General features: G+C 40.5%; 14 protein-coding genes. 4 read left to right on the top strand and 10 right to left on the bottom strand.

From position 1 onward, the window contains the following. Positions 1 to 26: 26 nt before the first annotated feature. Positions 27 to 1,856: a cytochrome-c peroxidase gene (locus tag DX873_RS05875; RefSeq protein ID WP_116183562.1), complete on the top strand. Its 1,830-nt coding sequence runs from the start codon at positions 27 to 29 to the stop codon at positions 1,854 to 1,856. Here the strand turns inward: DX873_RS05875 and DX873_RS05870 are convergent. After that, positions 1,853 to 2,617: a TIGR02757 family protein gene (locus DX873_RS05870; protein ID WP_116183561.1), complete on the bottom strand. Its 765-nt coding sequence runs from the start codon at positions 2,615 to 2,617 to the stop codon at positions 1,853 to 1,855. The two genes, DX873_RS05875 and DX873_RS05870, sit on opposite strands and share 4 nt — an antisense overlap. Before the next feature lie 11 nt (positions 2,618 to 2,628). Then, complete coding sequence (locus tag DX873_RS05865) at positions 2,629 to 3,288, bottom strand: ABC transporter ATP-binding protein (RefSeq protein WP_116183560.1); 660 nt, start codon at positions 3,286 to 3,288, stop codon at positions 2,629 to 2,631. A 153-nt stretch (positions 3,289 to 3,441) separates the two neighbouring features. On the opposite strand from DX873_RS05865, the gene msrA reads away from it, so the two are divergent. From msrA to DX873_RS05850, 3 genes are read left to right on the top strand one after another with little or no spacing between them, the layout of a single operon-like run. Further along, the gene (gene msrA / locus DX873_RS05860) at positions 3,442 to 4,002 is read left to right on the top strand and encodes a peptide-methionine (S)-S-oxide reductase MsrA (RefSeq protein WP_116183559.1); all 561 of its coding nucleotides are present in this window, start codon (positions 3,442 to 3,444) and stop codon (positions 4,000 to 4,002) included. Between the two features lie 4 nt (positions 4,003 to 4,006). Continuing rightward, a complete protein-coding gene (gene folE / locus DX873_RS05855) occupies positions 4,007 to 4,606 on the top strand; it encodes a GTP cyclohydrolase I FolE (RefSeq protein WP_116183558.1) in 600 nt (199 codons plus the stop codon). A gap of 42 nt (positions 4,607 to 4,648) precedes the next feature. Beyond that, positions 4,649 to 4,936 carry a hypothetical protein gene (locus tag DX873_RS05850; protein WP_116183557.1) on the top strand — a complete coding sequence of 96 codons (288 nt, stop codon included), beginning with the start codon at positions 4,649 to 4,651 and terminating at the stop codon, positions 4,934 to 4,936. A gap of 52 nt (positions 4,937 to 4,988) precedes the next feature. Here DX873_RS05850 and DX873_RS05845 read toward each other — a convergent pair whose 3' ends face one another. The 8 genes from DX873_RS05845 to DX873_RS05810 all read right to left on the bottom strand — a co-directional run bounded on the left by DX873_RS05845 (position 4,989) and on the right by DX873_RS05810 (position 14,014). Then, complete coding sequence (locus DX873_RS05845; protein WP_181899443.1) at positions 4,989 to 5,855, bottom strand: alpha/beta fold hydrolase; 867 nt, start codon at positions 5,853 to 5,855, stop codon at positions 4,989 to 4,991. Next, positions 5,842 to 7,065 (bottom strand): alanine racemase, encoded by a 1,224-nt coding sequence (alr, locus tag DX873_RS05840; protein ID WP_116183555.1) that lies wholly within the window; start codon positions 7,063 to 7,065, stop codon positions 5,842 to 5,844. Before alr ends, DX873_RS05845 begins: the two co-directional genes overlap by 14 nt. Positions 7,066 to 7,085: 20 nt before the next feature. Beyond that, positions 7,086 to 9,308 carry a DUF5916 domain-containing protein gene (locus DX873_RS05835; RefSeq protein WP_116183554.1) on the bottom strand — a complete coding sequence of 741 codons (2,223 nt, stop codon included), beginning with the start codon at positions 9,306 to 9,308 and terminating at the stop codon, positions 7,086 to 7,088. Positions 9,309 to 9,423: 115 nt separating this feature from the next. Further along, positions 9,424 to 10,854 (bottom strand): DUF3526 domain-containing protein, encoded by a 1,431-nt coding sequence (locus tag DX873_RS05830; RefSeq protein WP_116183553.1) that lies wholly within the window; start codon positions 10,852 to 10,854, stop codon positions 9,424 to 9,426. A gap of 2 nt (positions 10,855 to 10,856) precedes the next feature. Then, entirely contained in the window at positions 10,857 to 12,263 is a 1,407-nt protein-coding gene (locus DX873_RS05825; RefSeq protein ID WP_116183552.1) for an ABC transporter permease, read from the bottom strand. After that, positions 12,260 to 12,976: an ABC transporter ATP-binding protein gene (locus DX873_RS05820; RefSeq protein WP_116183551.1), complete on the bottom strand. Its 717-nt coding sequence runs from the start codon at positions 12,974 to 12,976 to the stop codon at positions 12,260 to 12,262. The genes DX873_RS05825 and DX873_RS05820 overlap by 4 nt, the downstream gene beginning before the upstream one ends. A gap of 115 nt (positions 12,977 to 13,091) precedes the next feature. Next, positions 13,092 to 13,382 carry a hypothetical protein gene (locus DX873_RS05815; RefSeq protein ID WP_147296611.1) on the bottom strand — a complete coding sequence of 97 codons (291 nt, stop codon included), beginning with the start codon at positions 13,380 to 13,382 and terminating at the stop codon, positions 13,092 to 13,094. Positions 13,383 to 13,462: 80 nt separating this feature from the next. Beyond that, on the bottom strand, positions 13,463 to 14,014 hold the full coding sequence (locus tag DX873_RS05810; protein WP_116183549.1) for a type 1 periplasmic binding fold superfamily protein: 552 nt from the start codon (positions 14,012 to 14,014) through the stop codon (positions 13,463 to 13,465). Between the last annotated feature and the right edge of the window lie 22 nt (positions 14,015 to 14,036).

The following is a 14,036-nucleotide window of genomic DNA, read 5'->3' as shown; positions in this document are numbered from 1 at the left end:
TCGTTTCATTTTCTAAATACCATTTCATGAAGCTTTCAACAATCACGCTCAGTTTTATAATGATTGCTTTGGTACAGCTTTCTTGCAAGCAAGAAGTAAAACCAAAGCGCACAACATCCATGGATAAGGAGTCCGTGTTCAATGAGGACATCAGAAACCTGTATTTCCTTACTTTGGATAGTGCTGCATTCTACATCAAACAAATGGATACGTCCAAGTTGCTAGAAGAAAATAAGGCAAACTTCTTGAAGAGCAGGAAATGGTATAAGCATGCAGAACCTATGATCATTGCTTACGACAATGAAAATTATCTGTCCATGAACGCTCCCAACCTTCTAAAGGTTGAAATAGATGATTACATGGATATTAAAACCCTTAAGCCAAAGAGCTATCAGGTGTTGGAAGAGCTGCTTTATGGAGAAGAAACCATATCTAACAAAGAATTGGACATCGTTCTGAAATATCTCCAAGCACGCATTCCATATATCCGAAAAAATCATATTCTTTACTCCCAGCGAGACCGGCACCATCTTAAGATGATCAGAGATGCCATCGTTAACATTGCCACCAAAGGAATCACAGGGTTTGATTCTCCTATGTTGTCCAATTCCCTGAATGAGGCCATTTATAATTATGAAAGTATAGAAAAGGTCCTCGCCATCTATGAAGAAGCTTTTGCCGACCCATCACTTTTCTCCGCATGGATAATGGAGATTGAAAGTACCATTGAAGACTTAAAAGCTGAGGAGTTTGATACGTTTGACCGTTATGAGTTTATCAAAAAACATACCCACACCCAGTTGACGTTAATTAACGAAACCGCTACCGATTGGAAAATTCAACTCAATACCTCAAGGCCATTGGATCCCACGGCAGAGAATATCTTTTCAAAGAAATTTTTTAACATGAAGATGTTTTCCTTGAAGGGGTCTCCAGAAATCACTGAAGAAAGAATTGCCCTCGGGAAAAAATTGTTCAATGATAACTCTCTGAGCAAAGGAAGCATGAGCTGTGCTACCTGCCATGTTAAAGAAAAAGCTTTTACGGACGGATATAAAAAGGCCATTGGACAAAATGGTGTGGAACTTCAGCGAAATTCGCCGACTTTGACCTATGCCGTTTATCAAAAATCCTTTTTTTATGATGGTAGGGCAGATGGACTTGAAGATCAAATTGTTAAGGTGGTCAATAATGAGAATGAATTTCATCTGGATTTGAACACCATTGAAAAAAGGATAAAGGAAAATCCATATTACAAAACGGCTTTTGACAGTTTGTACAATGGAGCAATGACCAACCGAAATGTGCGGCATGCTATTGCAACCTACATTAGAAGTCTTGCACCTTTTGACTCCAAGTTCGATCGGAACATGCAAGGAATTGAAAATTCTTTGACCCATGAGGAAAAACTGGGTTTTAACCTCTTCATGGGTAAGGCAGCTTGTGCCACTTGCCATTTTCCACCGGCGTTTAACGGTACGGTTCCTCCCAAGTATGTAGAGACAGAGTTTGAGAATTTGGGAGTTCCTAAGAATGCCAGTTTTTCAAATCCGATTTTGGATGATGACCCAGGAATGTATTATCCGTACAAAGTAGAAGAAAAACGAAACTTCTTTAAAACGGCAACAGTAAGAAATATTGAACTAACAGGTCCTTATATGCATAATGGGGTTTATGAAACCTTGGAGGAAGTGGTTGAATTCTATAATGTAGGCGGAGGTCAAGGTATGGGCTTGGATGTGCCTTTTCAAACATTGCCCCCAGATTCCTTGAATTTAACTGAAACAGAATCAAAAGCCATAATAGCCTTTATGAAAACGCTTACAGACAGGGAATTGGAACAGGGAAGCGACTAGAATTTTTCAAAAACACCCAAACCAAACAATGCAAAATCGTATTTGACTGGGTCCAACGGGTCCAGTTTTCTCAAATTGATGTCAAGTTCCTCAAGAGCTTTGGCATCGTTTTGTTTACGTGTTAAAAGTCCCAGTTTTCTGGCCACATTCCCAGAATGCACATCCAAGGGGCATGAAAGTTGGGCAGGGGAGAGGCTGTTCCAAATACCAAAGTCAACCCCAGTGCTATTATCCCTCACCATCCATCGTAAAAACATGTTTATACGTTTGGCAGCAGAACCTTTATTTGGATCAGAAACATGTTTTTTAGTTCTTTTTGGGTGGGGCAATTCAAAAAAAACAGATTTAAAGTTTGAAATGGCAGGTTGCAGGGTCTGCTTTAGCTGATATTTACTGAAAACAGATTCCAACCCTTTGTGGTGGAGATAAATATTCCGAAGACTCTTTACAAAATATTGAAGGTCCGTTCCGTTAAAGGTCCTATGCACAAAAGATGATAATTTTTCGAGCTCCTCATCGGAATGGTTTAGAACGAAGTCATGGGGAGCGTGGTTCATTAAATCCATCAACCTAGAGGCATTGTTGATAATGCTCTTGCGATTTCCCCATGCAATGGTGGCTGTTAAAAAACCACTAATTTCAATATCTTCCTTTTTTGTGAACCTATGCGGGATTTGGATAGGGTCATCTTCAAGAAATTTGGGATGATTGTATTGAACCACTTTTTGGTCCAGGAAATCTTTTAACTCGTCGGAACTCATAGAGGTGTTAACTAAACAATGAGGCCATCAACCATGGTCAGTTTTCTATCCGCCATTTCCGCAAGCTCCAGATTGTGGGTCACTATAACAAAAGTCTGTCCAAATTGATCACGAAGTTCAAAAAATAGTTTGTGCAGGTTGTCCGCACTCTCAGAATCCAGATTTCCACTGGGCTCATCCGCCAAAACAACGGACGGGTTGTTCATAAGAGATCGTGCAACGGCAACACGCTGTTGCTCGCCTCCAGAGAGCGCATTGGGCTTGTGGTGATAACGGTCCGCTAGACCAAGAAAGTCCAAAAGCTCCTTAGCGCGTGCTTCTGCTGTTTCCCTTGGCGTTTTTTTGATATAGGCCGGGATGCAGACATTTTCCAAAGCGGTGAACTCCGGCAACAATTGATGGAACTGAAAAATAAAACCAATGTGGTCGTTCCTAAATCGGGCCAACTTCTTATCATTTAATTGAGTGATGTCAATCCCATTGATAATTAAGGAACTCTCGTTAGGGTTTGATGGGATATCCAACGTTCCCAAAATCTGCAAAAGTGTAGTTTTTCCGGCTCCGGATGCCCCTACAATGGAAACCACTTCTCCTTTTTCGATTTCAAGATTAAGACCTTTTAAAACCTCAAGGTTTCCATATTTTTTTTTGATGTTTGTAGCTTTTATCATAAAAACTGCTTCGTTGGGTGAAAGTAAGGATAACTTATGAGCAGACAAAGATTGGTTTTTTAAATAAGTTTTTGGTGTGTTGAACGACAGTTTAAAGCGTGATTTTTAGAATACGGTTGCTTTACCAGTAATAATGTTTAACTTTGCAGCAGAATGAATAAACAAAACTCACAGCCTCTCGAGACCGCAATTTTTGCAGGCGGTTGCTTTTGGTGTACCGAAGCTGTCTTCCAAAGACTAGAAGGTGTACATGAAGTGGTATCTGGATATACCGGGGGAACCATAAAAAATCCTGCGTACCGAGAAATTTGCACCGGACGTACCGGACATGCTGAGGCAATTAAGATTAGTTTTGACCCTTCCAAAGTTTCTTATTTGGATTTATTGGAGGTTTTTTTCGCCACTCATGATCCAACAACTTTGAATAGGCAGGGCAACGATGTGGGAACCCAATATCGCAGCGAAATATTCTATACTACGCCTGAACAGAAGCGTAGTGCTACGGATTTGATAGCGATGTTGGACAAAAAGAAGGTTTTCGCCTCTCCAATTGTTACTGCTGTTTCTGAGGAGCAACCATTCTATGTGGCCGAAGAAGAACATCAAAACTATTTCAACGACCATAGGCAACAGCCTTATTGTCAATTTATTATTGACCCAAAGATTAAAAAATTGAAAACTTATTTTTCAAAGAAGCTAAATACCGAGAACTGAATCTATGGCACCATATCAGAATTTAGAAGAGTACAATATTGAAATTACCAATGAGGTAAAAGATCATTTTGCAAAGATTGTGGACGACATTGGGGAAGATGTCAATCGTGAAGGGTTGGTAAAAACTCCAGAAAGGGCGGCGAAGGCTATGCTGTTCTTAACCCAGGGGTATAAGCAAAACGCCGTTGAAATACTGAAAAGTGCCATGTTTGCTGAAAGCTATGATGACATGGTGATTATTAAGGATATCGAGGTATATTCACTTTGTGAACATCATATGTTGCCCTTTTTTGGCAAGGCGCATATAGCTTACATTCCGGATGGGCATATTGTTGGTCTAAGTAAGATTCCACGAGTTGTGGATGTTTTTGCCAGACGTTTACAGGTGCAAGAACGATTGACCCATGATATTTTGGAGTGCATCAACAATACCTTGAAGCCCAAGGGAGTGGCGGTTGTTATAGAAGCGGCACATATGTGCATGATGATGCGTGGGGTACAAAAGCAGAATTCAGTCACTACTACCTCTGGATTCAGGGGTCAGTTTGAAAAAATTGAGACCAGAAACGAGTTTTTAAAGCTTATCAGCTCAGATTTATCGTAGACATAATTTCTTCAATTCGTTGCTATTTCCTATTTTTCGTCAATGACAAAAGACAAGGACAATAAGTACCGCAACTTACTTTTAGGACTTCTATTTGATGGCATTGGAATGCTCTCATTTGTAATCCCTGGAATAGGAGAGTTTTCCGATGTTATTTGGGCACCCATGGCCGGATGGCTCATGACCCGTCTCTATAAAGGCAAAGTTGGTCAAGCTGCAGGTGTTATTGCCTTTGTTGAGGAGCTTGTACCGGGTTGGGACATAATTCCCACTTTTACGATAATGTGGATCTACACTTACCTCCTGTCCGGAAAAAAACTCAAGCAATAGTTATTCTATCAAAATTGAATTTAATGGTCGGCCTAACGATGCCTTTTGAGATTTAATTTTTTTCTTTAAGAAAAGATTCTAAAACTTTATTGAACCTATTGGCATCTTCCCAAAACATAGCGTGACTACTTATCTTTTCAATCTTAGCTGTTGGGACATTTTTTCCAATCCAATCAAAGGCACTATCATTCCATGAATCCCTGAGCAGAAAGAGCAAGGGCAACTTTCCGTCGATATTTTTCAATACATCACTGTAATCACTTACCAGACCGTCTAAATACAAACTTACGGCAACATCATTTGGTGTCATCAGCATTTGGTTTACCATCCATTTTGTTTCAACACTGTCTGTATTTTTTTTAAGCATCCATTTAACCGTACCCTCAGCAGTACCGTGCCGATCTGAAATCAAATCCTTTAAACTTCCGCGGTAATCATCAAAACTTCCATAAACCCACTCTGTTTTAGTATCTCCTACCCATTTAGGTGGTTCGTCTATAAAAATCAGCCGATTGAGGTTGCCCAATCCATACAGTTTCACATATTCATATATTGTGGCACAACCACTGGACCATCCTACAAGAACAACATTGGTAAGTTCCAACTTTTGGATAAGTTGGTTCAGGTCCTTGGCATGGGTCAAATAAGTGTTGCCTTTAGGTGTCTTTGTTGATTGCCCATGACTGCGCGGATCATAGGTTATGCATCTATAGTTTTCTTTGAAATGCTCCTTTTGCTTTGAGAAAAACTGTGAGGTCATGGTCCATCCAGGAATGAAAATAATAGGTTGGCCCTTTCCTTCATCCTCGTAGTATAATGAAACTTTGCCCTGATCAACCGTGATATGTTTTCCCTGGGCATGAACATGAATACCCAAAAATAGCATCAGAACATAGATAGCCCGTTTAAATAAAGTCATCAGAAACAATTTTTGGTATGGATTCTTTATAATTGATTTGAAGATAGTTATGCCCATTTATGGATTTAGCAAAGCCTTCAGGGGTGATTTCGTCACGATCCGGCCCTATTAAAGTTGCCACGGCACCTACATCAATAAGCTTTTTGGTACCTACACAGACGTTACAATGACTGGCGTTAACATTCACCACAGGAAACAGCTTGTCGCCAATAAGCACTTTGGCTCCATTTTCTGCACCGCTATTGTAACCGTCTGCCCATCCAATGGAAATGGTGGCTATCCATTCGTCTTGGGGAAGTTCATAGAATCTGGAAAAACCAATGGTATCTCCTTTTCTGAGCTTTTCCATTCGAATTACCCTTGCTCTTAACCGAAAAGTGGGCTGTAGTGGGTAGTTTTTTGATTCTGACATGGCCGCAATGGGAAAGCTGCCATGCAGTAATATCCCAGGCCGAACCAAATCCAAATGCGAATCTTGAAGCTGCAACATGGAAAGAGAGGGAGCTATGTGGGTGTTTTTGATTACTACCCCCAAATTCTGAAGTTCATCCTTAAGCTCTTTGAACCTTTGAAGTTGTTCGATCGCAAAATCTTCAGGCGTGGTTAGGGTAGAAAACATACCATCAATCTCTATATTTTCCATGGAAAGCAATTCCTTTGCCCAGTCCAATGGCTCATGATGCGGCATTCCCATTCTTCCCAATCCAGTATCAAAATATAGTTGAACTCTGATTGTATGACTGGTTTTTACAGATAAGGACAGTATTTTTTCAACAGATTCCCTTGAGAAGATGCTTAATGTGATATTTGACGCTATAAGTTCCTCGCCAAGGCTTTCTGAAAAATCACCCATGAGCAAAATAGGTTTTTTTACGCCGGATTTTCTCAAACTTAGACACCTACTGTCTTTTACCATGGCAAAGCCGTGAATATGAGGGCTTGTATCTAAAATTTTGGCAACCTCTACATCGCCCAGCCCATAGGCGTTGTTTTTTAGAACGGCCATGATTTGATTTCCTTTGGCCATCTTTGAAATGGTCTCGGCGTTTTTCAAGTAAGCTTCTTTTGATAATTCAATCCAAGGATTGATAGATCCACTTTCGGATTGATCAAAAGTAAAGTTGTGTGAAAATGGAAATACACTCGTGACACTCATTCCAGCCACTCCAGCAGTGACCTTTTTTATAAATTTTCTTCTTGGAGTATTCATCTTATGGATTTGTAGAATGGTTAGAATTGCTTCAATAAGGTTATTTTGCTAATGAACTGGGTTCTTTTTTGTATGGGATCAAAAATGTCCGTTTGCTCATCATTGAACACGATATAGAGGAAGGACAAAGGCATATATTCCCAACTGAACCGTACGTTCCATCTACCCTGTTCATTAAAACTGTTGTATTGGTAGAATGTGGATAACTGGACTCTGGGATTAAGGGCCAATCGAAGATTGGCGGAATACAGATTAGTACTTAAATTGTCGATATTGGCACCAACTCCTTTTAAGGCGTTGTGCTCATAATCCAATGTCAGCGCTGTATGAGGCATTGGAGCAAATCTAGCCGAAGCGTTAACCGTATTTCTTGTACCGTTGTAAAAATCACCAAAGCTATAGCCAATATCCCCGGACCATTTTTTTGATAGATCCGTGTTGTACTGAACCACATACCGGGTATAATAATAGCGATCCTGCGCAATGGGTAATCCCAAGGGACTGAAGTCAAAATTTATGTTCTGCCAAGTAGGGGTAAATGAGGCTTCAATAAAACTGTTGTCCTTGAACCATGCAAAAACAGGGAAAATGTAAAGACTCGCCTGCTGAAATTGGGTAGGATCGGAAGCATCATGATTGTAATTTACGAACATCCCGGGGTCCCATCTACGTATCCAACTGATGTTCTTGGGTCTCCAAACATAATATCCACCAGGATTGTGTCTTATGACATTATTCTGTCGAACAAATCCCATTCTGGGATTGTAATTGGCATCAGTATATTCGGTGACCCACCCATAATAGTATTTATTGGAATCATTGCCGGCAAAAAAACGTCCCGCAAATCCCGTTTCACCTGTCATCTCATCAATTGATGTGGAAAAAATGTACTGAATATCCCATTGACTTGTGGGCCGTATTTGTCCGTCCAGTGTAATGGTAGTATTGTTGTTACTCTCCAATCCTAGACCATTGTGATCATTATCGCCACGGTAGGTAACCATCACACCGATATTATTTTCCCGACCATAGTTCTTTAAATATCGTAGAACCCCAAAATTGGCCGCAGCAGAATTGTCAGTTTCCCTCTGACGTACAAATAGTGCCGCCAAGGCATCTTTTTCAGTACGCTGTGTAAATCGCCCACCTATATCGATTGGTGCAGGAACCGCGTTGAATTCTCCTTGGAGACCAATACGTCTGCTAAAAAACGGACGTATGGATTGTTGTAATCCACCAGCCCAAATACCGGAATTCTCCAAAAAGAACTGACGGCGTTCAGGGAAGAAAATGTTAAAGCGCTCCAGGTTGTTTACGGCACGGTCCACATCTGCTTGGGCAAAATCGGTATTTACCGTTAAATCAACTACAGTTTTTGGGTTGATGGCCCACTTGGCATCGAGGCCCACCTTAAGGTCACTGTCCTTGTTGGTTATATCCGCTCCCTCTTTGTTTTGGTCAAATTGATAAAGACTATATGGCTCAATACGAATATTGGCCGATGGAGGAGGCACTTCAATCCCAGTAAGTTTGGCTGCATAGGTCATTCGATAAGGCGTGAATGATTGCGGAATAGCCGGAAAAGTGGAAACTTCTACGTCCCTACGGGCGTACCTCACTAACGTTATTCCCCATTCTATGGTGTTGCCTTCCGCAGGCAGATTGTATCGTAGCGATTTGAAAGGGATGGCCATTTCCACGGTATATCCCTCAGCCGTTCTTTGGGTTCTTACCCTCCATAAGGTATTCCATCCTGTATCAAAATTGTTTCCGTTGAAATTCTGAAAATCACGCTGGTTTCCATACGGTGTGGTTTGAAAACCCTGGGCATATTGTTTCAAGTTTTGTGGGTCAAGAGCAATACCAAAAATGTCATTTTCCCCCCAACTGAAATCACGTCTAAGATCCTGAATCCGTATTCCGTTTATTCCTATGGAATCCTTGCAGAATGCTGCTACATATAGGTTTTTGTCATCATAAAGAAATCGCACCTCAGTGGCATAATTAATTTTACCTCCTTGCCGAGGTTCTCGTTTAAAAAAATCATTCACAACCTGAAGGTTTTCCCAATCAGGTTCATCCAAAACTCCATCTACCTGAATTTTACCTTTGGATTTAGAGACCTGTATCTCTACAGGATTTTCAGGTGGTGGAAAATTATCATTGTTTGTTTGGGCAATAGTTTTCGAGGATGCAAGGCTCAATAATAGTAGCCCAACACATTTTATTAGTTGATTCTGCATGTTTTTTGATTGTTGGTGATTGTTTTTTGATTAGGGTGTATACGGATTTGGTATTTTACTATTGAACTGACGGATCAAGCCCAAATAGTGATTAAACCGCACACACCCTATATTTTTAATTCATTGCCATAGAAGCTTTTTTACCTTTTATGACATGACTAATTCCAAAAGTCAACCCCAAAATCAGTGAAATGACAAACAACAGTAACAGATTTGCCTTAACTGAGGTCTTTTTGGACTTGTATTGAAAGCTGGGGAGGTCTTTATAATCAGCTTCACTGAATTTCTGATTATTGTACAACAAGGGCATAAAGTGATTCCGCCAGATATCTGCAAATTCACTTACCTGTTTTCTATAGCTTTCATAGTCTGAAGTTGATGTCCCGGCAATGTGATTCATTGATTCTTGTACCAAAATTGCAGGAGATAACCACTTGAATTGATTTAACCACTGTTGCTGTCTTTTAAGTTGGTCCTCGAATTCGGAAACAGCAGGTTCCAGCTCTTTTTTCACCAGCATTTGAGAAGCCATATACCTGTGGTAAAAAGAACGATTCTCAGTGGTATCGTTAATTGCATATTCTGGATGATCGCGCAGGTAGTTGTCCAAAATCTCATCTTGTTTTTGGCTCACATCTACCTTGATTTGTCTCATATCATTGATCATCAAGGTTCTTGAAGGCATGGGATATATGGAGTTCCCCAATTGGTTCAGGATTGAAGGAACCAAAAGCACAAGGCCTACCCATAGTCCAAGTAGAACAATGGCATTTTTGGCTGAACTTCCTGAAGAAATATTGATAATGAAAGCCAAAACAAACCAAAAGAGGACATATCCCAGCATTACTAGGACAAGGGAAAGAAACTCTCCAAAATTTGAAAAAAGGTCAAAACCTTTGATTAAGAAAATTCCACCTAGCACCAATATGCTCACCAGGGCGACAAAGAGAAAACGAAAAGCAAGTTTTTGGATAACCCATTTCTGCAAGGAAATAGAGTTAGAGGCCAAAAGACGCAGTGAACCATTTTCTCTCTCGGAAGATAGAATATTATAGGAGAATGCAACAATGATAAGTGGTAACAGATAAATGATTACGAAACTTATATCAAAGCTTCCGAAAAGCAGCTGTATTGGACTGGTCATTTCTGTATAGTTCAACGTATGATCATCGCCGGCAACCGTAGGTTTCACATAATGCGTAAATAGGTCACTTTGCCCCGTAGCAATAAAGGCCCAAGGTTCTGGGTCCATTGCCGCAACCCTTGGATGATAGTTTCCTACGGCCATTGGACTTGTTGGTATGGTCCAGTAGGGGGCACTCACTTCCATGCCCCTTTCCACAGAATCGATCAACATCAACATTTCTTGATCAGCATCTTTTACTTCTTGTTTGGCCGCATTAATATCCAGTGCTCGTTTTTCTACTTTTTGATGTCCGTTGAATGTCGCAAAACTGAAAAAGACCAAAATGATAATTCCCAAAAAGAGCATCCATCTATTTCGGGTCAGCGTTTTTAATTCGTGGATAAAATTGTGTTTCAACATGGCTAGATTCTTTTTGCGGTTACAAACAAAACTCCAAATGAAAGGACGGTCCAAATACCCAGAATAAGAAAATGGGTAGCATTTTGTGAAAGAACAGCCTTGAGTTTGGACGGCTGATATTCAAATGGGGGGAGGGTGGCCCACTTTGAAGCATCGGCTCTATAACTCCAATCCCCATATGAGGAGTTTTTGGCAAAATCATCATTCAGGAATTTTTGGGTAGCAACCCTGTATTTTTCAGCTGCATCAGAAAAATCCCAGTGTGTCCCATAATCGGTATGGGCAATGGCCATGCTCAAAAACCGAGTTGGAAGAAACGGTGAGATTACTGCTAAATTCTGGTAAACAAGCGATTGGTTGTTGTACTGTTCCTTAAGGAACTTGTAGTGTTTAAAATAGACTTCTGCCTCATGTTCTTCTCCCTTTTGCATGCGATAAGCATCAAAATTAAAGGGCAATTGATGCAGGCTGTCAACTTTGTATTCGGCCAAAACTTTTTGTTCCAACAATTTGGCTTCTTTGCTCCATGGATTGTGACCATCCAAGCCACTTTTTTTATCCTGCAGCACTTCGGCTTCAAATACTTGCCTGGTTGGGTAGGGGTATTTTTGTTCCGCCACGGTGCTGGCTATTTTTGGAACGGCCAAACAGGTCAAGATCCATATGGACAATGATGTCACCAAGGAAATCCCTGAGCGTTTTGATAGGAACGAAATGACCATCACCAGATTTATAAAGATGACGTAATACAGTAAATAAACCAATAACATCATAAACAGGGAACTCCATTCAAAAACTCCATAATCTTTTAAGCTTGAAAGAATAGCACCAGCCAATCCAAAGAGAATCAAGGATATGATCAAAACTGGAATAAACAGGGCCATCCATTTACCTAGAACCAGTTTCCATGTGGGCACTGTTGAACTTCTAAGCAATGCCAACGTACCCAACTCGCCCTCTTTGGTAAATGTATTGAACCCCAAGAGTACTATTAAAAGTGGAACAAGAAAAAGTAGTATAAAATCTGGGGTAAGGTCACCAAACCGTGCCAACCCTGTTTGATCAGTGGCAGCACTAAATTGGGCTTCATTACGATTGTGTGCCTCTAAAAAGATGGAGACACCGGCATATTTATCCACTCCCTGATCCAACAGGGATAAGGGATACTTTGGCTTGAAGGCATAGGTGCCAAAATGTGCAGCAGAATGCGGATTTTTATCACTTTGGCCATCCCAAATACCACGTTCGGTCTGTTTGGCAATTTCATATTGTGCATTGGTGTTTTCATATTGCCGTGCACTTATCCAAACGGCTACCAACAATAAAAGTCCCACAATTATCAAAGCTATTCGCGGACGACCATCTCGCAATAGTTCCTTGATTTCTTTTAAAAATGTTTGTCGTATCATGGCACCAGCTGTTTGTAATCCATTGTATTCAAGTAGACTTCTTCCAACTGTTGTAGTGTGATATCTTTTGCGGTAAACTCTTGTTTTAATTTACCTTCTTTCATGATTCCGATGGTAGTGGCAACTTCTTTTGCTCGGAAAAGATCGTGAGTTGCCATTAAAATGGCCACCCCTTTATTTTTCAATGTTTGTAGAAGCTGTCCAAATTCATTGCTGGCCTTGGGGTCCAACCCAGATGTTGGTTCATCCAATAATAGAACCTTGGCGTCCTTGGCCAGGGCAATGGCTATACCCACTTTTTGGCGCATTCCTTTTGAAAATGAAGCTATACGTTTATGATGAGCCTCTTTTTGAAGTCCAGCCTCAGTTAGGAATCCTTCCAATTCATCGATGGAAAATTCCTTGCCTCCAATTCCGGAGAAATATCGCAGGTTTTCTACAGCGCTGAGCGTAGGGTAGAGCATCAGATTTTCTGGAATATAGGCTAGGAAACGTTTGCTCTTCTTTTGATTTTCCTGAACATTTAGTTGATTGATGAAGGCAGAACCTGAGGTAGGTTGTATAAATCCAAGCAACAGATTAATGGTTGTTGTTTTCCCGGCCCCGTTGGCCCCAAGTAAACAATAAATTTCCCCTTGTTCAATATTCAGATTTAATCGGTCCAATGCAATATGATCCCCATATTGCTTGGTAAGGTTATTTGTGTTGATCACAATAGTGGTTTTTAGATTAGGTATAAGGAATCACCTCAAATCTAGTTTGAGTTAAAAAAACACTGATTTTCAGCCTAATATGATTTAGGTGAAACAGAAAAGATATGTGAACAAATTATTGGGGAGGACCTCTTTGAAAATTCTTGGAGGCAAATAGGAAAGGTAGGTTGTTTTCCTTTAGATAAGGAGCAAAAAAGAAAGGGGTAAAAAGAAAAAGTATGATTGCGTAGAGACTAAGATCGGCCGCTTTGGTAATGAAGTGTGTGCACAAGTCGCAACTTGAGCCGGCTTCCTTAATTCCATTAGCCTCAACACTTAACTCTACACCCTCAGTGCTGTCTGTGTGCGTGGTAAGGATATGATAGACATATAAAGAGAGTTGCGACAGCCAGATGACTGTCAGCAACACTCTTATATTTATATCCTTAGTTTTTTGAATCACGTTTATTCGATTCGGTTTCCACTCACATAGAAAACAATTGGTTCTTATTCAACAGTAAGGTTGAAAGTTTCGGTAAAATCTGTTTCACCACCTGCATCGCTTAAAGTACCATCATTGGGTTTTTTAGGCTCATGCCTAAGCGTAATTGCCAATGTTGCATTTCCAGCGTCTCCTGTGGTTAAATCAAAAGTCAAACCAACGGGATTGTTATCTCCGTCTTGGTCGGTATAGTCGACACTTGCAATATTACCTGTGGTCACGAAGAAAAATTGGTGTTCTTCATCTTCAGCCTCTACTTCTTCGGTAATATCCTCAGCTGGAGTCTCAGTTTCGTTTAGAAGGACAATGCTTCCGCTATAAGTGGTACTGGCTGCTAAGTTTCCAGAAACTGTAACTACGGGAGCATTGGGTCCGTCCCCATCCAAATCTCTAGATTGTAGGGTAATTGCAGTACCGCCTGTAGGTTGCAATGTTACCGTCATGGTTGTAATGGTCTCCTCTTCATTGACTGGTTCCGGAGAACTATCATCATCTGAGCAGGATACAAAAACCAAGTTGGCTAGTAAAAATGCGGCTAATAATTTAATTGTTTTCATGATTTAATGGATTTGATATTCA

Source organism: Flagellimonas nanhaiensis, assembly GCF_003382275.1.
Taxonomy (GTDB): Bacteria; Bacteroidota; Bacteroidia; order Flavobacteriales; family Flavobacteriaceae; genus Flagellimonas; species Flagellimonas nanhaiensis.
Note: the sequence above shows the minus strand (reverse complement) of the source record. Positions and strands in the feature narration are given on the sequence as shown.

Coding starts and splice junctions, on each gene's coding strand:
- DX873_RS05835 (WP_116183554.1), bottom strand. CDS start 9,308: ATGCAGAATCAACTAATAAAATGTGTTGGGCTACTATTATTGAGCCTT.
- DX873_RS05850 (WP_116183557.1), top strand. CDS start 4,649: ATGACAAAAGACAAGGACAATAAGTACCGCAACTTACTTTTAGGACTT.
- msrA (WP_116183559.1), top strand. CDS start 3,442: ATGAATAAACAAAACTCACAGCCTCTCGAGACCGCAATTTTTGCAGGC.
- folE (WP_116183558.1), top strand. CDS start 4,007: ATGGCACCATATCAGAATTTAGAAGAGTACAATATTGAAATTACCAAT.
- DX873_RS05865 (WP_116183560.1), bottom strand. CDS start 3,288: ATGATAAAAGCTACAAACATCAAAAAAAAATATGGAAACCTTGAGGTT.
- DX873_RS05845 (WP_181899443.1), bottom strand. CDS start 5,855: ATGACTTTATTTAAACGGGCTATCTATGTTCTGATGCTATTTTTGGGT.
- DX873_RS05870 (WP_116183561.1), bottom strand. CDS start 2,617: ATGAGTTCCGACGAGTTAAAAGATTTCCTGGACCAAAAAGTGGTTCAA.
- DX873_RS05875 (WP_116183562.1), top strand. CDS start 27: ATGAAGCTTTCAACAATCACGCTCAGTTTTATAATGATTGCTTTGGTA.
- DX873_RS05825 (WP_116183552.1), bottom strand. CDS start 12,263: ATGATACGACAAACATTTTTAAAAGAAATCAAGGAACTATTGCGAGAT.
- alr (WP_116183555.1), bottom strand. CDS start 7,065: ATGAATACTCCAAGAAGAAAATTTATAAAAAAGGTCACTGCTGGAGTG.
- DX873_RS05810 (WP_116183549.1), bottom strand. CDS start 14,014: ATGAAAACAATTAAATTATTAGCCGCATTTTTACTAGCCAACTTGGTT.
- DX873_RS05830 (WP_116183553.1), bottom strand. CDS start 10,854: ATGTTGAAACACAATTTTATCCACGAATTAAAAACGCTGACCCGAAAT.